20 protein-coding genes and 1 pseudogene are annotated in these 18,737 nt (G+C 64.8%); 16 read left to right on the top strand and 5 right to left on the bottom strand.

The features are described from left to right. Together HYH07_RS35190 and HYH07_RS35195 are read left to right on the top strand one after the other, a co-directional pair. Positions 1-233: pseudogene (locus HYH07_RS35190) on the top strand (glutamate--cysteine ligase); the annotation flags it as partial. 119 nt (positions 234-352) lie between these two features. Then, the gene (locus HYH07_RS35195; protein ID WP_220006764.1) at positions 353-946 is read left to right on the top strand and encodes a PAN domain-containing protein; all 594 of its coding nucleotides are present in this window, start codon (positions 353-355) and stop codon (positions 944-946) included. 134 nt (positions 947-1,080) lie between these two features. On the opposite strand, the gene HYH07_RS35200 is transcribed toward HYH07_RS35195, so the two are convergent. The 4 genes from HYH07_RS35200 to HYH07_RS35215 all read right to left on the bottom strand — a co-directional run bounded on the left by HYH07_RS35200 (position 1,081) and on the right by HYH07_RS35215 (position 4,542). Further along, positions 1,081-1,647 (bottom strand): nucleotidyltransferase family protein, encoded by a 567-nt coding sequence (locus HYH07_RS35200; RefSeq protein ID WP_220006765.1) that lies wholly within the window; start codon positions 1,645-1,647, stop codon positions 1,081-1,083. A 12-nt stretch (positions 1,648-1,659) separates the two neighbouring features. Then, positions 1,660-2,436 carry a signal peptidase I gene (lepB, locus tag HYH07_RS35205; RefSeq protein ID WP_057746034.1) on the bottom strand — a complete coding sequence of 259 codons (777 nt, stop codon included), beginning with the start codon at positions 2,434-2,436 and terminating at the stop codon, positions 1,660-1,662. Further along, a complete protein-coding gene (gene tldD, locus HYH07_RS35210; protein WP_220006766.1) occupies positions 2,433-3,860 on the bottom strand; it encodes a metalloprotease TldD in 1,428 nt (475 codons plus the stop codon). The genes lepB and tldD overlap by 4 nt, the downstream gene beginning before the upstream one ends. A 109-nt stretch (positions 3,861-3,969) precedes the next feature. After that, positions 3,970-4,542, bottom strand: coding sequence for an invasion associated locus B family protein (locus tag HYH07_RS35215; RefSeq protein ID WP_220006767.1), 573 nt, complete (start codon positions 4,540-4,542; stop codon positions 3,970-3,972). A 445-nt stretch (positions 4,543-4,987) separates the two neighbouring features. On the opposite strand from HYH07_RS35215, the gene coxB reads away from it, so the two are divergent. The 9 genes from coxB to HYH07_RS35260 all read left to right on the top strand — a co-directional run bounded on the left by coxB (position 4,988) and on the right by HYH07_RS35260 (position 12,070). Further along, positions 4,988-5,827, top strand: a complete 840-nt coding sequence (coxB, locus tag HYH07_RS35220) for a cytochrome c oxidase subunit II (RefSeq protein ID WP_220006768.1) — start codon at positions 4,988-4,990, stop codon at positions 5,825-5,827. An 88-nt stretch (positions 5,828-5,915) separates the two neighbouring features. Next, positions 5,916-7,532, top strand: coding sequence for a cytochrome c oxidase subunit I (gene ctaD / locus HYH07_RS35225; RefSeq protein ID WP_220006769.1), 1,617 nt, complete (start codon positions 5,916-5,918; stop codon positions 7,530-7,532). Between the two features lie 65 nt (positions 7,533-7,597). Beyond that, positions 7,598-8,542 carry a heme o synthase gene (locus HYH07_RS35230; protein WP_220006770.1) on the top strand — a complete coding sequence of 315 codons (945 nt, stop codon included), beginning with the start codon at positions 7,598-7,600 and terminating at the stop codon, positions 8,540-8,542. After that, positions 8,539-8,715 (top strand): hypothetical protein, encoded by a 177-nt coding sequence (locus HYH07_RS35235; protein ID WP_057746048.1) that lies wholly within the window; start codon positions 8,539-8,541, stop codon positions 8,713-8,715. The genes HYH07_RS35230 and HYH07_RS35235 overlap by 4 nt, the downstream gene beginning before the upstream one ends. 6 nt (positions 8,716-8,721) lie before the next feature. After that, positions 8,722-9,372, top strand: coding sequence for a cytochrome c oxidase assembly protein (locus HYH07_RS35240; RefSeq protein ID WP_220006771.1), 651 nt, complete (start codon positions 8,722-8,724; stop codon positions 9,370-9,372). Positions 9,373-9,436: 64 nt separating this feature from the next. After that, complete coding sequence (locus tag HYH07_RS35245) at positions 9,437-10,333, top strand: cytochrome c oxidase subunit 3 (protein ID WP_057746054.1); 897 nt, start codon at positions 9,437-9,439, stop codon at positions 10,331-10,333. 97 nt (positions 10,334-10,430) lie between these two features. Further along, positions 10,431-10,832, top strand: a complete 402-nt coding sequence (locus HYH07_RS35250; RefSeq protein ID WP_057746057.1) for a DUF983 domain-containing protein — start codon at positions 10,431-10,433, stop codon at positions 10,830-10,832. Next, the gene (locus HYH07_RS35255; RefSeq protein WP_220006772.1) at positions 10,829-11,593 is read left to right on the top strand and encodes an SURF1 family protein; all 765 of its coding nucleotides are present in this window, start codon (positions 10,829-10,831) and stop codon (positions 11,591-11,593) included. The genes HYH07_RS35250 and HYH07_RS35255 overlap by 4 nt, the downstream gene beginning before the upstream one ends. 111 nt (positions 11,594-11,704) lie before the next feature. Next, positions 11,705-12,070 carry a nuclear transport factor 2 family protein gene (locus tag HYH07_RS35260; RefSeq protein ID WP_220006773.1) on the top strand — a complete coding sequence of 122 codons (366 nt, stop codon included), beginning with the start codon at positions 11,705-11,707 and terminating at the stop codon, positions 12,068-12,070. A 1-nt stretch (position 12,071) separates the two neighbouring features. Here the strand turns inward: HYH07_RS35260 and HYH07_RS35265 are convergent, their stop codons facing one another. Then, the gene (locus HYH07_RS35265; protein ID WP_220006774.1) at positions 12,072-13,406 is read right to left on the bottom strand and encodes a histidine kinase; all 1,335 of its coding nucleotides are present in this window, start codon (positions 13,404-13,406) and stop codon (positions 12,072-12,074) included. 87 nt (positions 13,407-13,493) lie between these two features. On the opposite strand from HYH07_RS35265, the gene HYH07_RS35270 reads away from it, so the two are divergent. The 5 genes from HYH07_RS35270 (at position 13,494) to HYH07_RS35290 (ending at position 18,671) form a co-directional block, all read left to right on the top strand. Next, positions 13,494-14,153 (top strand): response regulator transcription factor, encoded by a 660-nt coding sequence (locus tag HYH07_RS35270; RefSeq protein ID WP_220006775.1) that lies wholly within the window; start codon positions 13,494-13,496, stop codon positions 14,151-14,153. Positions 14,154-14,549: 396 nt separating this feature from the next. Beyond that, positions 14,550-15,968, top strand: a complete 1,419-nt coding sequence (gene thrC, locus HYH07_RS35275; protein WP_220006776.1) for a threonine synthase — start codon at positions 14,550-14,552, stop codon at positions 15,966-15,968. Then, positions 15,965-17,254, top strand: a complete 1,290-nt coding sequence (locus HYH07_RS35280) for a pitrilysin family protein (RefSeq protein WP_057746075.1) — start codon at positions 15,965-15,967, stop codon at positions 17,252-17,254. The genes thrC and HYH07_RS35280 overlap by 4 nt, the downstream gene beginning before the upstream one ends. A 57-nt stretch (positions 17,255-17,311) precedes the next feature. Next, the gene (locus tag HYH07_RS35285; RefSeq protein ID WP_018316343.1) at positions 17,312-17,899 is read left to right on the top strand and encodes a GNAT family N-acetyltransferase; all 588 of its coding nucleotides are present in this window, start codon (positions 17,312-17,314) and stop codon (positions 17,897-17,899) included. A 121-nt stretch (positions 17,900-18,020) separates the two neighbouring features. Then, positions 18,021-18,671 (top strand): hypothetical protein, encoded by a 651-nt coding sequence (locus HYH07_RS35290; RefSeq protein WP_220006777.1) that lies wholly within the window; start codon positions 18,021-18,023, stop codon positions 18,669-18,671. Positions 18,672-18,737: the final 66 nt, after the last annotated feature.

Genomic DNA, 18,737 nt, shown 5'->3' on the forward strand with positions numbered 1-18,737 from the left:
GGATCAAGGACCGCTATCTGTTCGAGATCGCCAAGGAATGCCTCGTTCTGGCCCATGCGGGCCTGCGTCGCCGAGGCCGCATCGATGCCATCGGCCGCGACGAAACCCGGCATCTGGAGCCGCTGGATCGCATCATCGATTCCGGCCGGACGCCCGCTGAGGACATGCTCGAGAAGTTCTGCGGCCCCTGGAAGGGCTCGGTGGAACCGGCCTACGCGGAGTACGCGTTCTAGTTTCCGGGCAGCTAGGCCAATGACCAGATTCTAGACCGTTCATCGCCCGTACAGGTTTGCGGCGATCAAATGACCGGCCGAAAAACCTGAGCGTCGTCAATAACTCGAAAGCTGTTCCGATGGGGAAGGGCCGCCTGCCTGGGACCGTCATGGCAAAGGTCTTGATGGCAAGGGCTTTGGCTTGCGGCGTGGCCTGTGCCGCGCTGCTCTCGCTCGTCCTTGCGAGTGTGCCCGCGCGCGCCCAGACGGCATTCGACCGGCCTGGCGGCGATTATTTCAATACGCCTGTTACATCGGGTGATCCCGAGGATTGCGCGCTGCTCTGCGAGCGCGATCGCCGCTGCCGCGCCTGGAGCTTCGCCTATCCTGATATCGACGGCGCCGCGGCGGTCTGCTGGCTCAAGAATACCGTGCCGCCGCGACAGCCCGCCAATTGCTGCATCTCCGGAGTGCGCGGGGCCGGTGTGATCGAGCCGCGCGTCGAGGGCGTCGAGACCTCGATCGATCGCCCCGGCGGCGATCTGCGCAATTTCGAGCTCAAGGAAGGCGAGGGCGAAGACGCCTGCAAGGCCGCCTGTAACGCCGACAACAAGTGTCGCGCCTTCACCTATGCCCGCCCCGGCTACACCGGCCGCGAAGCGCGCTGCTTCCTGAAGAAAGATATCAAGCCGCCGCGGCGGAAGGCCGGGTTCACGTCGGGCGTGGTGAGATAGGCGAGGTGTCGTAGGTGGGTTGGCCGTAGGGTGGGCAAAGGCGCACTTGCGCCGTGCCCACCACCTCTCCATGACTCCGACAGGACGTGGGCACGTCGCGCGAAGACGCGCGCCTTTGCCCACCCTACGAGATCTCACTCCGCGGCAATCACCGTCAGCTCCGGCCACAGCGCCTTCCATCGCGCGGCTTTCACCGCGTAATTCGCCGCGGAGAAATTCGGACCCGGATTGGGGCGCGCAATCAGGCCTGCGACGTCATCGAAGCCATGCGGCGCGTAGACTTCGAAACCATCACCGGCGCGCCTCACGCCCACTTGCGTGTTCTGCGTCAGGAAACGGTCGATGCCGTCAGTCGAGCGGGACAATGGTGGATAGGGCAGGCCGTGCTTGGCCGGGTACCACAGATGCACGCGGGCCTGGTTGCGGGTCTCGATCTTGACGCCGAGATGATCGAGGCGCGTTTGCAGCTTGCGGATGACGGCGTCCTCCGCGTCCCAGGAGGTATCAGGGTCGAAATAGAAGACGTCGTAATCGGCGATGCCATGATCGATGGCGCGGCCCGTGAGCACGTTCCACACCGTCTGCACCAGGCATCCCGAGACCAGCCACGCATCCGGCAGCGCAAGTCGATGCAGCTCGTCGATGATTGCGATGTTGACCGGATTTTTCAGGGCGAGGGCGAGAAACTCGTCCTTGCCCATGTCGCGATCCCCTCAGCGCACGGCGGTGAAGAACCGCGCGAGGCGGAAGCCGGAGAGCCAGGTCCAGACCGGCTGGCCGCGCATGCCGAGATCCCAGGAGCCGAGCACGGCATCGGCACGGCCGACCAGATTGTCGACCGGCAAGAGGCCGACGCCGCCGGAGCGCAGCGGCACGCGGCTGTCGGCCGAGTTGTCCCTGTTATCGCCGAGCACGAACAAATGCCCGGCCGGTACTTTCACCTCGGGTGTGTTGTCGAGCGGGCCGTTGTCGCGCATCTTGAAGATCAGATGCGAGACGCCATTCGGCAGCGTCTCGACGTAACGGTAGGCCGGCTCGCTGCCGCCATTGTCGTCCTCGGCGGCGCCAACGCCGTCAGGCTTCAATTCGGCGGGACGGTCGTTGATGAAGAGCTGCCCCTGCCGCATCTGGATGCGGTCGCCGGGCAGGCCGACGACGCGCTTGACCCAGGCCTGCGAGCGGTCGCCGGGCCAGCGGAACACGACGACGTCGCCTTGCTTCGGCATTTCCGCGAAGACACGGCCGGTCTCGGGCAAGTTGATCTGGATCGGCAGCGATGAGGTGCCGTAGCCATAGGGGAATTTCGAGGCGAGCAGCGCATCGCCGATCAGCAGCGTCGGCTCCATCGAGCCCGACGGCACGTAGAACGGTTCGGCCAGCGCGCCCTTGGCGATGAACACCGCGGCGACGATGCCGGCAAGCTGCATCAACTGGCCGGCCCAGCCGGAGCTCTTCCGCTTCGGAGCGGCCGTTACCTTCTCAACGCTCATGCGCCCGTTCCACCCACCGTAATTCGTTCCATCAGAAGCGACGGCTGGCCGACGCCGACAGGCACGCCCTGGCCGTTCTTGCCGCAGGTGCCGATGCCGGTATCGAGCGCGAGATCGTTGCCGATCATGCGGATGCGATGCAGGTCGGTCGGCCCGTTGCCGATCAGCATGGCGCCCTTCAGCGGCGCGCCCAGCTTGCCGTTCTCGATCTTGTAGGCCTCGGTGCACTGGAACACGTATTTGCCCGAGGTGATGTCGACCTGGCCGCCGCCGAAATTCGCGGCAAACACGCCGTTCTTCACCGATGCGAGAATCTCGGCCGGGTCGCGGTCGCCCGCGAGCATGTAGGTGTTGGTCATGCGCGGCATCGGCACATGGGCATAGCCCTGGCGGCGGCCGTTGCCGGTCGGCTTCATGTTCATCAGCCGCGCGTTCTGGCGGTCCTGCATGTAGCCGACCAGGATGCCGTCCTCGATCAGCACGGTGCGGTTGGTCGGCGTGCCCTCGTCATCGATCGACAGCGAGCCACGCCGCGAGGCGATGGTGCCGTCGTCGACCACGGTGACGCCCTTGGCCGCGACCTGCTGGCCCATCAGGCCCGCAAAAGCAGACGTCTTCTTGCGATTGAAGTCGCCTTCGAGGCCGTGGCCGACCGCCTCGTGCAGCATCACGCCGGGCCAGCCGGCGCCGAGCACGACGTCCATCTCGCCGGCGGGGGCGGGAATCGATTCCAGATTGACCAGGGCCTCGCGCAGTGCGCCGTCGGCGGCATCGCGCCAGGATTTGGTCTCAATGAATTCGGCGTAGCCGGCGCGGCCGCCATAGCCCTTGCTGCCGCTCTCCTGGCGGTCGCCTTGCCCGGCGACGACCGAGATGTTGACGCGCACCAGCGGGCGGATGTCGCGATAGCTCTCGCCGTCGGGCCGCAGGATCTCGACCACCTGCCAGGTCGCGCCCAGGCTGACGCTGACCTGCCGCACCCGCGGATCCTTGTCGCGCAGGTAAGCGTCGATCTCGGCCAGCAGCTTGACCTTGGTCTCGAAGCCGGGGGCATCGAGCGGGTTTTCATCGCCATAGAGGCGCACATTGGTGTGCGGAGGCGGCGCGGCAAAGCTGCCGGAATAGCCGCCGCGCACGGCCGCGACCGCATCGGCGGCGCGAATCAGCGCCGGCAGCGACACATCGGAGGAATGCGCATAGCCGACCGCATCGTCCTTGACGGCGCGGAGGCCAAAGCCCTGCGAGGTGTCATAGGTTGCCTGCTTGAGCCGCCCATTGTCGAACATCAGCGCTTCGGTCTGGCTGTATTCCAGGAACAATTCGCCGTCGTCGGCACCGTAGAGCCCGCGCGCGACCTCGTTGCGAACCTGGTCGCGGTCGAGATTGGCGCGGTCGAGCAGGGAGGTTGTGGCAGGGTTGGTCATGCGTCCGTCCATTATCGGGGGATGTGAGGCAAGATAATGGTTTCGGACCAGTTCCGCGAGGGCGCGACGCCTCACATTACGGAAACAATAGGTTTGCCGCGGCTGAGCCCTACGGCAGCTTGTCGTACCCCTCGCCGAGCCCGTTCAGGCTGAGCGGGAAGCCGATGCCTTCTTCCGGCGTCTCGAAGATGATGAAGGTCGCGGTCTTGGCGCTGCGGAGCTGTCCGAGCAGCTTGTCGTCCATGACGACCTCGGCGACGCAGCCATTGGGCAGGCAGCGCACGAAGCCGGCGCGGCCGACGTCCTGGTTGTCGAGCTTCAGTCCGAGGCCGGAGGGCAGCAGCACGCCTAAGGGGGCCACCACGCGCATCAGGCGGCTCTTCTGGTCGGCGGTCTTGAGCACGATCACGGTGAGGCCGGCATTGGAGCGGTCTTCGGCCACCACGCTCTGGATCAGCGCGCATTGCTCGGCCTGGGCGCCCGGCGGGGTATCGCAACGGATCTGCCAGTCGCCATGAACGGAGCGCACCGCGCCCTGCGCATGGGCCGCGCTTGATAGGAAAAGTCCGGGAAGGGACAGGAAAAGGGCGACAGCCACGACGCCGATCAGCGTCGTGAGACGGTCAGCCGGCCATACAACCGATCTTGGAGCCGATCTTGCCATGCATCTCGAAAGCCCCATCGGGGTCGGTCCCTCTGCTCGCTCGGGTCGCTCGCGCTGGTGGACTGATACGGGAATGACGGCGTCTTGAAGGCAATTCACAAGCAAATTCCGCGCCGCCTTGGCCGCCCTTGCCGCCACGAATCAGGTTCCTGCACGGCCCTGCGCCCGTGCCTACAGCGGGCAATTCGGCTGTCAAGCCGCGGCCTCCCGGGAAACGGTATTTTTGTCTGATGTTACTAGGAAATATCTTGCGGGTGATCGCTGACAGAGGGGGCTCAAGACTGCATTGCGATAGATCAAGAATTATGGTTTGAGAGGCTTGATTTCGGCGTTCTAGCGATCTGGCCCCAATTCCTCCTAGAGGTATTCTTGCGGCGGTTTGTCAGACGGGCGGATCGAATAAGCGTTCCCCAAAAATAGGGGAATGCACTCGGGGTGATTTCGTTAGGGGAGCGCGAACGGCATGAAGATGTCGATGGGCCGGGTGGGCCGGCACTTGCTGGGATTGGCCGTGGCGGGTCTGACGCTGGCGACGGGCGGTGCGGCATTTGCCGAGCTTGGGCAGCCCGAGCCGTGGGAATGGCACCTGCAGGGTTCTGGCTCCCCGGTGATGGACAACATCGTTTGGTTCCACAACTTCTTGTCCGTGCTGATCATCCTGATCACGCTGTTCGTGCTGGCGCTGCTGGTGATCGTGGTGATGAAGTTCAACGCGAAAGCCAATCCGGTGCCGTCGCGGACCACCCACAACACGCTGATCGAGGTGGTGTGGACCCTGGTGCCGGTGCTGATCCTGGTCGGCATCGCGGTGCCGTCGTTCCGCCTCTTGTTCCTCGAGCTCGACGTGCCGAAGGCGGATCTGACCGTCAAGGCGACCGGCAAGCAGTGGTACTGGTCCTACGCCTATCCTGATAACGGCAAGTTCGAGTTCGACTCGCTGCTGGCCCAGGACAAGCAGCCCCGCCTGCTCGGCGTCGACAACGAGATGGTGGTGCCGGTCAACAAGGTGATTCGTGTTCAGGTCACCGGTGCCGACGTCATCCACGCGTTCGCGCTGCCGGCGTTCGGCGTCAAGATCGACGCCATCCCGGGCCGGCTGAACGAGACCTGGTTCAAGGCCACCAAGACCGGCATGTTCTATGGCCAGTGCTCGGAGCTTTGCGGCAAGGACCACGCCTTCATGCCGATCGCCATTCGCGTGGTGAACGACCAGGAGTTCGCCTCCTGGGTCGATGCGGCGAAGAAGAAATTTGCGAGCGGCGGCACCAGCACCTTCGCCTCCGCAGCCGGTCCGACGCAGTAAGCGCCGGGCGACGGCTCAACCGGACTGAACGCGACATAAAGGGCGGGACCTCCACAGGTCCGAATGGGACGCAAGGCAGGATTTGAAAATGGCAACGAGCGCAGCGACACACGGCGATCACGCGCACCATGACGAGCACGCCCATCCGACCGGATGGCGTCGCTACGTCTATTCGACCAACCACAAGGACATCGGCACGATGTACCTGATCTTCGCGGTCATCGCGGGCATCATCGGTGCCGCGATGTCGATCGCGATCCGTGCCGAGTTGATGTTTCCGGGCGTGCAGATATTCCACGAAACGCACACCTATAACGTATTCGTGACCTCGCACGGCCTGATCATGATCTTCTTCATGGTCATGCCTGCGATGATCGGCGGCTTCGGCAACTGGTTCGTGCCGCTGATGATCGGCGCGCCCGACATGGCGTTCCCGCGCATGAACAACATCTCGTTCTGGCTGCTGCCGGCCTCCTTCGCGCTGCTGCTGCTGTCGAGCTTCGTCGAGGGCGAGCCCGGTGCCAACGGCGTCGGCGCCGGCTGGACCATCTACGCGCCGCTGTCGACCACGGGCCATCCGGGTCCGGCCGTCGACTTCGCGATCCTGTCGTTGCACCTGGCCGGTGCCTCCTCGATCCTCGGCGCCATCAACTTCATCACCACGATCTTCAACATGCGCGCGCCGGGCATGACCCTGCACAAGATGCCGCTGTTCGTGTGGTCGATCCTGGTGACGGTGTTCCTGCTGCTGCTGTCGCTGCCGGTCCTCGCCGGCGCGATCACCATGCTGCTCACCGACCGCAATTTCGGCACGACGTTCTTTTCGCCTGATGGCGGTGGCGATCCCGTGCTGTTCCAGCACCTGTTCTGGTTCTTCGGTCACCCCGAGGTGTACATCCTGATCCTGCCCGGCTTCGGCATGATCAGCCAGATCGTCTCGACCTTCTCGCGCAAGCCCGTGTTCGGCTATCTCGGCATGGCCTACGCCATGGTCGCGATCGGCGGCATCGGCTTCGTGGTGTGGGCGCACCACATGTACACGGTCGGCATGTCCTCGGCGACGCAGGCCTACTTCGTCGCCGCCACCATGGTGATCGCGGTGCCCACGGGCGTGAAGATCTTCTCCTGGATCGCCACGATGTGGGGCGGCTCGATCGAATTCCGCGCCCCGATGATCTGGGCCGTGGGCTTCATCTTCCTGTTCACGGTCGGTGGCGTCACCGGCGTCGTGCTGGCGAACGCCGGCGTCGACCGCGTGCTGCAGGAGACCTATTACGTCGTCGCGCACTTCCACTACGTGCTGTCGCTCGGTGCGGTGTTCGCGATCTTCGCCGGCTGGTACTACTGGTTCCCGAAGATGACGGGCTACATGTACAACGAGACGCTGGCGAAAGCGCATTTCTGGGTCACCTTCATCGGCGTCAATCTGGTGTTCTTCCCGCAGCACTTCCTCGGCCTGTCGGGCATGCCGCGCCGCTATGTCGACTATCCGGATGCGTTCGCCGGCTGGAATCTGATCTCCTCGATCGGTTCCTACATCTCCGGCTTCGGCGTGCTGATCTTCCTCTACTGCGTGCTCGACGCCTTCATGAAGAAGGTCCCGGCGGGCGACAATCCCTGGGGCGCCGGCGCCACCACGCTGGAATGGACGCTGCCCTCGCCGCCGCCCTTCCACCAGTTCGAAGTGCTGCCCCGCGTGCAGTAAGCAACACGACTCCCGCGGCGCCCGCGACGGGCGCCGCGGCTCTGCAACGAAACGAGCAGGTTTAAGTGTCCGTCCTCGATCAGAACGCCATCGACATCAATCCCCGCATCTCCGAGGCGGAGGTTGGTGACTACCTCGCGCTGCTCAAGCCGCGGGTGATGTCGCTCGTGATCTTCACCGCGCTGGTCGGGATGGCGATGGCGCCGGGACATTTCCACTGGGTGCTCGCCATCACCTCGCTGCTCTGCATCGCCGTCGGCGCCGGCGCCTCCGGCGCGCTCAACATGGCGCTCGAGGGCGATATCGACGCCAAGATGTCGCGCACCGCGAACCGCCCGATCCCGCGTGGCCGCATCACCCGGCCCGAGGCGATGACGTTCGGGATGACGCTCGCCTTCTTCTCGGTGATGACGCTGGGCATCCTCGTCAACTGGATCGCGGGCGCGCTGCTCGCCTTCACCATCTTCTTCTACGTCGTCATCTATACGATGGGCCTGAAGCGCTGGACCGCGCAGAACATCGTGATCGGCGGCGCCGCCGGCGCGCTGCCGCCGGTGGTGGCCTGGGCGTCCGTCACGGGCACGCTCGACGTCGAGCCGCTGCTGCTGTTCGCCATCATCTTCTTCTGGACGCCGCCGCACTTCTGGGCGCTGGCGCTGTTCCGTTCCGACGATTATGCCCGCGCCGGCATTCCGATGCTGCCCAACGTCGCCGGCCCGGACGCGACCCGCCTCCAGATCCTGCTCTACACCATCGTGCTGATCGCGGTCGCGGCCGCGCCCTGGGCGCTCGGCTATTTCGACGCCGTCTACGGCATCGTCTCGCTGATCCTCGGCGCCGGCATGCTGGTGCTCGCCATCAACGTCTACTTCCGCCGCGAGCGCAGCCAGTCGCTGCGCGCGACGCGAAAATTGTTCGCCTTCTCGATCCTGTACCTGTTCGCACTGTTCGCGACCTTGCTGGCCGAGGTCGTCTTCCCTGTGCTTGCTCGGATGGTAGGGGGCGCATGATCACGGCGATGGCTGACAAACCCGAGCCAGATGGAATCGTCCTCACCGAGGCGCAGAAGAAGAGCCGTCGTCAGCGCTCCATTGCCATTGCTTTGGCGCTCGGTGTGCTCGTCGTCCTTTTCTTCGCCGTCACCATGGTCAAGGGACCGGCGGTTCTGGTTCGGCCGCTGTAGGGGCAGATGGATCAGAAGCCGACCATATCGCAGCATCAGGGCCGAACGGCCGGCAAGGGCCGGCGCCTCGGCCGCGATGTGCTGGTCGCCTCGATCTGCGGCGGCGTGGTCGCATTGATGGTCGGAGCGTCCTACGCGGCGGTGCCGTTCTACAACTGGTTCTGCCGCGCCACCGGCTTCAACGGCACGACGCAGGTCGCGACCTCCGCGCCCGCCACCGGCCCGATCGCACGCAAGATCGCGGTGCGGTTCGATTCCAACGTGGCCCCCGGCCTGCCCTGGAAGTTCGAGCCCGAGCAGACCGAGGTCGAGGTCAATATCGGCCAGGTCACGACCATCTATTACACCGTGACCAACCAGGCCGCGCGCACCACCTCAGGGCAGGCCGCCTACAATGTCGCGCCGCTGACGGTCGGGTCCTATTTCCAGAAGATCAACTGCTTCTGCTTCACCGAGCAGACCATGGCGCCCGGCGAGAAGCGCGAGATGCCCGTGGTGTTCTACGTCGATCCCTCGATCGCCGGCGACCACGACAATGACGGGCTCAGCACCATCACGCTGTCCTACACGTTCTATCCGGTGAAGGATCCGGTGGTGAAGCCGCTCGCATCCGGTGACGACAACAAGCGCAAGGGAAATCTCCAGCCGCCGGGTTGACGCTTCGGAGGTTGGACCAGGGGATAAGTGCCTGACAGGCACGGGATTGAGGAGACAGACCGCAATGGCTACTGCGCAAGGCAAGCATCACGACTACCATCTGGTCGATCCGTCTCCGTGGCCGGCGGTCGGCTCGGTCTCGGCCTTCATCATGGCGGTCGGTGCGATCTCCTGGATGCACCACATGTTCTCCGCCGCGCCCATCGTGTTCGGTATCGGCACCGTCGGCGTGCTCTACACCATGGCGAGCTGGTGGGGCGACGTGATCAAGGAAGCCCAGTACAAGGGCGACCACACCCGCGTCGTGCAGCTGCATCATCGCTACGGCATGATCCTGTTCATCGCCTCCGAGGTGATGTTCTTCGTCGCCTGGTTCTGGGCCTATTTCAACGCCGCGCTGTTTCCGGCCGACGCCGTCCACGCCACCCGGGACGCGGTGTTCGGTTGCGGTCTCGGCACGGCGGCCGGCGCCTGCGCGGTGCCGGGCACCTGGCCGCCCCATGGCATCGAGACCTTCGATCCCTGGCATCTGCCGCTGCTCAACACGCTGATCCTGCTCACCTCGGGCACCACGGTGACCTGGGCGCACCACGCCCTGCTCGAGAACGATCGCCAGGGCCTGAAATATGGCCTGATCCTCACCATCCTGCTGGGCGCGACCTTCACCTGCGTGCAGGCCTACGAATACAGCCACGCGGCGTTCTCCTTCGCCGGCAACGTCTATGGCGCGACCTTCTTCATGGCGACCGGCTTCCACGGTTTTCACGTGCTGGTCGGCACCGTCTTCCTGATCGTGTGCCTGGCGCGCGCCTATGCCGGCCACTTCACGCCGAAGCAGCACCTCGGCTTCGAGTTCGCCGCCTGGTACTGGCACTTCGTCGACGTGGTCTGGCTGTTCCTGTTCCTCTGCATCTATGTCTGGGGACACGGCGCCGAGACCATGGCCCACGGCGCGCACTGAGCCGGGACGGATCAATCTGCAAAGGGCGGCCGCAGGGCCGCCCTTTCACTTTCCAACGGCCGGAATTTTGGCCGAAATTGTGATAGGCTTGCGTGTGATGAACGACACTGCCGACACCCCGGAGGCCCAGCCCACCGTCCTGCAAAGCGCGCTGCGCGGGCTCGCCTGCAAATGCCCGCGCTGCGGTGAGGGCAAGCTCTATGCGGGCTTCCTGACGCTGGCGCCTTCCTGCAGCCGTTGCGGCCTCGACTACGCCTTCATCGATGCGGGCGATGGTCCGGCGATCTTCATCATCATGCTGGCCGGCGCGATCGTGGTCGGCTGCGCGCTCGTCGTCGAGGTCAAGTATCAGCCGCCATTCTGGTTGCATGCGGTGCTGTGGCTGCCGCTGATCCTCGCCACCACGCTCCTGCCGCTACGCTCGATGAAGTCGCTTCTGATCGCGCTGCAATTCCATCACAAGGCAGCGCCCGGCCGGTTGATCGACCGCGCGAAATGAACGGGACGTCGCGCAAGGCCGGCGTCGCCGGCTTCATGCTGTTCACGCTTTTATTGACCGCGGCTTTCGTCGCGCTCGGGATCTGGCAATTACAGCGCCGCTCCGCCAAGCACGAGCTGATCGCAGCGCTCACCGAGCGCCTCGCGGCAGCACCCATTGCGCTGCCGCCTTCAGAGCAATGGCCCGCGCTGACGCCCGCGCGCGACGAATTCCGCCGCGTCAGCTTCACCGCGACCTATGCGCCCCTGCCGGATGCCATGGTCTATTCCTCCGGCTCCGCGGTGCGCAAGGATGCATCCACGCCCGGCACCTGGGCCTTCCTGCCGGCGCGGCTGCCGGGCGGCGAGATCGTGGTGATCGATGCGGGCTTCGTCGAGAACACGATGCAGGACCGCGGCGTCGAGGATCGCGCGGTGCAGAAGCTCGTTACCGGCACTCCCGTTGCGCTCACGGGCTATCTGCGTTTCCCGGAGGCGCCGGGATGGCTGACGCCGGCCGAGAATCGCGACAAGCGGTTGTGGTTCGTGCGCGATCATCTGGCGATCGCAGGTGCCCTGGGCTGGGGCACGACCGCGCCGTTCTATATCGATCTGGAGCAGCCGGTGCCCGCGAACGGCACCCCGCGTCCGGGGCCGCTCGATGTGCATCTAAAGGACGATCATCTCCAATACGCCATCACCTGGTTCACGCTCGCCGGCGCCGTGCTTGTCGCCTTCGCCGTCTGGGTGAGAGGACGGCGCCAGGGCAGCGCGAGCCCGTAGCTTCCCGGTGGGAACCCGGTATCGTCCGGACTTTATTATTCAGCGCATATTCACGAGGGTGGTCCTAATCCGCCTCCAAGTTTTTTTCCGCGGCAAACAGGATTGCTGACGTTGAGCGATTTCGATCAGATGGGACTTGTCATTGATTGGGTGGATGCCTGCCGCAAGGGCGACCTCGCGACGTTGCTCGACCTCTATGCCGACGATGCCAAGCTGGAATGCACGTGCAACGGCACGCAGATTTATCGTGGCCGGCGCGAACTCGAAACCTATTGGGGACCGAAGCTCAGCGCCTTTTCCTCGGCGGGTTTCGGCCTGGAGGAAATCCAGCCGGCACAGAGCGGCATCGATCTCGAATATTCCATTGCGGGTGCGCTGCGGATCCGCGCCTCGTTTTGCTTCAGTGCGGAAGGCAAGATCCACAGCACGCTGTGCGAACCGGCGCAGCAGGGTTCGCACAATTGCCGTGCGTGCTAATCTACCTCGGCTCGGCTCTGACCTCCCCGCGTGGAAGGCGGCAGCGCACATAGGTGCGTTGGTCCGCACGCAGCAATGACAGCGAGCCGCTGAGCGCGCGCACGCGCTCGTGCATGCCGGTCAGGCCGCGTCCGAAGACATTGTCGGCGGGAAAGCCGCCGCCGTCGTCGGAGACTTCGATGGTGAGCGCATCGCCTGACGTCGCCGCCTCCACATGGGCATTCCTCGCTCCGGCGTGGCGCAGCACATTGGTCAACGCTTCCTGGATCACACGATAGACGGTCTGGGCCAACGGCCCTCTGATCCCGTTGAGATCGGGATCGATCGTTGCGGTGAGGCCGATATGCGGTGCCTGCGCGCGAAAATTGCGCAGTAGCGTCTGCACGCTGGCCTCGAGCCCCAGTTCCTCGATGTAGAGTGGCCGCAACCGGTCGAGGATGCGGCGATTGGTCTGCTGGAGCGCCTCGATGGACCGCATCACCTCCTGCACGGAGTTGCCGAGATGTCCCGTCTGCGGCGAGGCTTCGCTCAGTGCGATCGTGCCGGCACGGATGCTGAACAGCAACGGGCCAAGCTCGTCATGCAGCTCGCGGGCGAGATCGTGCCGCTCATCATCCTGGAGCGACACCAGGCGATGCAACAGGTCCCGATTGTGCTGGCTCAATTGCGCGAGCGTTGCGGCAAGGGCATTGGCTTCCTTGCAGCTCTGCCGGATTTCCGGCGGCCCCGCGACCGGGATCGGCGTCGCATAATCGCCGCGTCGTATGCGCGTAAGACCTGCGCCGAGATCTTGCAGCGGCTGCAGCGCGGATCTGGCGAAGAGAAAGGCGATCGTTCCGGTCAACACCATCAGCATAGCGATGAGGCTGGTCAGGGCCAGAAAGCCGACCCATTTCTCGAACAAATCGGCTGACAGGTCGGGCAGGAACACGATATCGCCGACGTGCCTGCCGTCGATGAGCACAGGGGATGCCGCGTCGATGTCGGGGATGGCAATCAGGTTCACGAACCATTGCGGCACGCCATGCACGCCGTGCAGGCCGTCCCTCACGGAAGGCGGGGGACCCGCCTCGACAGGCCGGAATTGGATATCATTGGAGGTGGCCAAAGAGCTGACGAATGCATCGAGCAGCTTGCGCGGATTGTCTGACGCGCTCAGAGTGCTGTTGAGCGCGACAGCGACGGTCTGGACCGAGCGCCGAGCAGGTTCGTACTCGTCGGCCAGCTGGCTGGCCGAGAAGCTCTGGAGCAGCACGCCCCCCATGCCCAGCGCGGCGACAAAGCTCACGCCGAGCGGGAGGAATAACTGGGTCCTGAATGGAAGTCGTTGCCACATTAGGTCAATTCTAACGCGCATTGACGGGATTCTCTCTTTCCATTTGTTCCCGCCAGTCTATGAGTTCTCAAAACGAGAGAGTGCGCGATGCAAGATACAACCAAGCTGGCGACCCGGGTCCTGATCGTCGACGACCACCCCGTTGTGTTGTCAGGTTGTCGCACCCTGTTTGCCACCGATCATTCGATTCGTATCGACGAAGCGAACGACGCCAAATCCGGACACAAGGCCTATATCAGCAAACGCCCGGACGTCACGGTCATCGACATCAGCCTGCCTGACGTCTCGGGTTTCGAGCTGATGCGCCGGATCCGCAAGGACGATCCCGGCGCCAAGATCATCATGTTCAGCATGAATGAAGATCCGGCCTTCGTGGTGCGCGCGGTGGAGCTCGGCGCGCAAGGCTATGTCTCCAAGGGCGACGATCCCCGGATCCTGCTCAAGGCCGTGCGCAAGGTGGTCGCCGGCGACAATTTCATCTCGCCGCAGCTTGCGGAGGCCGTAACCTTCTCGGGCGCTGCGATCAAGGCGAGTCCGGCCTCGCAGATGACGCCACGGGAGCTCGAAATTCTCCGCCTGCTCGGGCGCGGCCACAAGATCGTCGAAGTCGCCGAGGCGCTCGGTATCTCCTACAAGACCGTCGCCAACACCACCTCCCTGCTCAAGCAGAAGCTGGGGGCCAAGAACCATTCCGACCTGATCCGGATCGCGGTGGAAATCGGGATGAACTCACCCGTCCGGGGTTGAGCCGGCTGCCGTTCCCTGCATTAGGAAAAAGCGGCAATGATGCCACGCGCCCGGCGACGCTACTTGCGGGCACTGCGCCGGGGCATTCCGGGAAAAACCGGAACATTTGGCGCCGCGCGCCGTTTTTCTCCTTGACGATTTCGTGACAGGAAACGATAGCTCGAACCAGCGATTTCGGGGCAGGGCGCCCCAGCGACGAAACCGGGTCTGCACACATCAACGACAGACCTTCCAAGGGAAGGGCTGCGGCCTCGCCGCAGCCCTTTTTCGTTGGGCATGGTGCGGCCCCCCAAAACACTCTATGGTGCCGCAAAGCCTCTGGCTTGGAACTAGGAACATCGTGAAATCAAAGGCTTAAGGCCTGGACTCGGACCGCGCCAGCCTTTGGAGGGCAGTTTGACTCGTTATATCTCGACCCGGGGTGAGGCCCCTGAGCTTGGCTTCTGCGACGTGATGCTGACGGGGCTTGCCCGCGACGGCGGCCTGTACGTGCCGGTGACCTGGCCGGTTCTGCCAGCCGAGACCATCGCCGGCTTCTTTGGCCGGCCCTATTGGGAGGTCGCGGTCGACGTGATCCGTCCGTTCGTCGGCGGGGAGATTTCCGACGCCGAGCTCGGCCGCATGGCGAACGAGGCCTATGCCACCTTCCGTCATCCAGCCGTGGTGCCGTTGCGGCAGATGTCGCCGCATCAATTCGTGCTGGAGCTGTTTCACGGTCCGACGCTCGCGTTCAAGGACGTGGCGATGCAGCTGATCTCGCGGCTGATGGATCATGTGCTCGCCAAGCGCGGCCAGCGCACCACCATCGTGGTCGCAACCTCGGGCGACACCGGCGGCGCCGCGGTCGAAGCCTTCGCAGGCCTGGAGAATGTCGACCTCATCGTGCTGTTTCCGCACCAGCGCATCTCCGAGGTGCAGCAGCGCATGATGACGACGACGGGCGCGGCCAATGTCCACGCACTCGCCATCGAGGGTCATTTCGACGATTGCCAGGCGCTGGTGAAGGGGATGTTCAACAATCATCGCTTCCGCGATGCGACCTCGCTGTCCGGCGTCAATTCCATCAACTGGGCCCGCATCGTCGCCCAGGTGGTCTACTACTTCACGTCGGCGGTTGCCGCCGGCGCTCCGGCACGCGCGGTGGACTTCATCGTGCCGACAGGCAATTTCGGCGATATTTTTGCCGGCTATGTCGCCAAGCGCATGGGCCTTCCGGTGCGCACGCTGCGCATCGCCGCCAACGTCAACGACATCCTTGCCCGCACGCTCAAGACCGGCATCTACGAGGTGCGGGAGGTGCATGCCACGGCATCGCCGTCGATGGATATCCAGATCTCCTCGAATTTCGAGCGGCTGCTGTTCGAGGCGAGCAAGCGCGATGCGGGCAGTGTGCGCCGGCTGATGGAGCAGCTGAAGCAATCGGGACGTTTCGTCCTACCTGATGCCACGCTCGCCGCGATCCGCGAAGAATTCGACGCCGGCCGCGCCGACGAGACCGAGACCGCGGCTGCGATCCGCGCCGCCTGGCGCGAGGCCGGCGAGCTGGTCGATCCCCACACCGCGGTGGCGCTTGCGGTTGCCGATCGCGACACCACCGACACGACCGTCCCCAACATCGTGCTCTCGACCGCGCATCCCGCCAAATTCCCTGATGCGGTCGAGGCGGCCTGTGGCCAGCGACCGCTTCTGCCGGCCTGGCTCGACGGTCTCATGACCAAGTCCGAACAGATGAAGGTGATGAAGAACGACCAGGCCGAGGTGGAGCGGTTCGTGCTGTCGGTCAGCCGCGCCGCAAAACAGGGAGTTGCCGGATGAGCGTCGAGATCACCAAGCTTGCGTCCGGCCTGACTGTCGTCACCGACAACATGCCGCATCTGGAGACCGCCGCGCTCGGGGTCTGGGCCGGGGTCGGCGGCCGCGACGAGAAGCCGAACGAGCACGGCATCTCCCATCTGCTGGAACATATGGCCTTCAAGGGCACCACGGGGCGCTCCTCGCGCGAGATCGTCGAGGAGATCGAGGCGGTCGGCGGCGATCTCAACGCCGGCACCTCGACCGAGACCACGTCCTATTATGCCCGGGTGATGAAGGCCGACGTGCCGCTCGCGCTCGACGTGCTCGCCGACATCCTCGCCAATCCCGCCTTCGAGCCCGACGAGCTCGAGCGCGAGAAGAACGTCATCGTGCAGGAGATCGGCGCGGCGCAGGATACCCCTGATGACGTCGTGTTCGAGCATCTCAACGAGCTCTGCTATCCCGACCAGCCGATGGGCCGCTCGCTGCTCGGCACCGCCAAGACACTGAAAAGCTTCAATCGCGACTCGCTGCGCAATTACCTCTCGACGCATTATCGCGGCCCCGACATGGTGGTGGCGGCGGCCGGCGCCGTCGATCACAAGCAGGTGGTCGCCGAGGCCGAGAAGCGCTTTGCGAGCTTTGATGCAACGCCGGGGCCGAAGCCCCAGCCTGCCCAATTCGGCAAGGGCGGCACCAAGGTCGTGCATCGCGAGCTCGAGCAGGCGCATCTGACGCTGGCGCTGGAGGGCGTGCCGCAGACCGATCTGTCGCTGTTCTCGCTCCAGGTCTTCACCAACATCCTCGGCGGCGGGATGTCGTCGCGGCTGTTCCAGGAGGTGCGCGAGAAGCGTGGCCTCTGCTATTCCATCTACACCTTCCACGCGCCCTACACCGACACCGGCTTCTTCGGTCTCTACACCGGCACCGACCCGGCCGACGCGCCTGAAATGATGGAGGTCGTGGTCGACATCATGAATGATTCGGTCGAGACCCTGACCGAGGCCGAGATCGCCCGGGCCAAGGCGCAGATGAAGGCGGGCCTCTTGATGGCGCTGGAGAGCTGCTCCTCGCGCGCCGAGCAGCTCGCCCGGCACGTGCTGGCCTATGGCCGGCCGCAGACGGTGCAGGAACTGGTGTCCCGGATCGATGCCGTCAGCGTCGAATCGACCCGCGATGCGGCGCGGGCACTGCTGTCGCGCAGCCGCCCAGCCGTTGTCGCATTAGGCAGCGGCAGGGGTCTGGACACGGCGGTGTCTTTTGCGGAAGGATTGACCCGGGCGCGCGCCAAAGCTCGGCTGCACTAAAAGGCGCGGCTGCATGAGGAGCCGTTTTGGCGGAAGGTCCGCCCCGGGAAGCATCACATGGCCCTGTTTCGCCTGCCCTCCAGCGGACCTGCCGCTCTCGCCCCGCGCGGCAACGGATTGTTGCTGCGCGCCCCGCAGATGTCGGACTTCCTGCAATGGGCGCATTTGCGCGAGACCAGCCGGGATTATCTGACGCCGTGGGAGCCGATCTGGCCGTCGGACGATCTGACCCGCTCCGGCTTTCGCCGCCGGCTGCGCCGCTATTCCGAGGACATCGCCGCGGACCGCTCCTATCCCTTCCTGATCTTCCGCGAGCTCGACGGCGCCATGGTCGGCGGTATCACGCTCGCCAATGTCAGGCGCGGCATCGTCCAGGCCGGCACCATCGGTTATTGGGTCGGCCAGCCCCACGCCCATCGCGGCTATATGACGGCGGCGCTGCGCGTGCTGCTGCCGACGCTGTTCGGCGAGCTCAATCTGCACCGGGTCGAGGCCGCCTGCATCCCCACCAACGCGCCGTCGATCCGGGTGCTGGAGAAGTGCGGCTTCTCCCGCGAGGGACTGGCGCGCCGCTATCTCTGCATCAACGGGGTCTGGCAGGACCATCTGCTGTTCGGCCTGCTGCACGAGGATTTCCGCGGTTGAGCTGAGCCATCGCGCACCGAGCTCAGCCTTTTTTCCTGCCTTGGGTTCGCCGATTTTGGCGATATAACGCGCGGGATCGACCGGCGATTGGCCGGGATATTGTCATGGAGTACAGGCGTTCATGAATGAGCTTCGGTCATTGCGGAAGGCGCTGCGGCGGGGTCCGGTGATCGCGCTGGCGCTGTCGGTTTCACTGGCGGCGGTCTCGCCGGTCGCCGCGCAGTCGTTGACCGACCGCTTCAAGAGCCTGTTCGGTGGCAAATCCGACGAGCCTGCCCAGCCCAAGCCCGCGCCCGCGCCAGGCGCGCCCCAGGCCGATGACGAATATGATTGCCCGCAGGTCACGGTGCGCGCCGGAGCGTCGACCTATGGCGTCGGTGCGAACGGCAAGCCGGCGGTCGGCAATGACGTGCGCTTCCAGGCCTCGATCTCCAAGATGGCGCGCGAATGCATCCGCAATGGCGGCGAAATCATCGCCCATATCGGCATCCAGGGCCGCGTCATCGCGGGCCCCGCCGGCGCGCCTGCGACGGTCGAAGTCCCCTTGCGCGTCGCCGTTGTGCAGGGCGGCGTCGGCGAGAAGGTGATCGCCTCGAAGGCCTACCGCACCACGGTCCAGATGACCGAGGGCGCCAGTGTGCCCTTCACCTTCGTCGCCGAGGACCTGTCCTACCCGCTGCCGTCTCCCGCGGTCGCCGATTCCTACATCTTCTATGTCGGCTTCGACCCGCAGGCGCTCTCGCCCGAGCCGAAGGCGCGGAAGAAGAAGTAGCGGAAGGTCTTGCGGCAATCTCAGGTGTCATACCCCGCGAAGGCGGGGCATCCAGTACGCCGCGGC

Source organism: Bradyrhizobium sp. BR 10261 (assembly GCF_019455395.1).
Lineage (GTDB): Bacteria > Pseudomonadota > Alphaproteobacteria > Rhizobiales > Xanthobacteraceae > Bradyrhizobium > Bradyrhizobium manausense.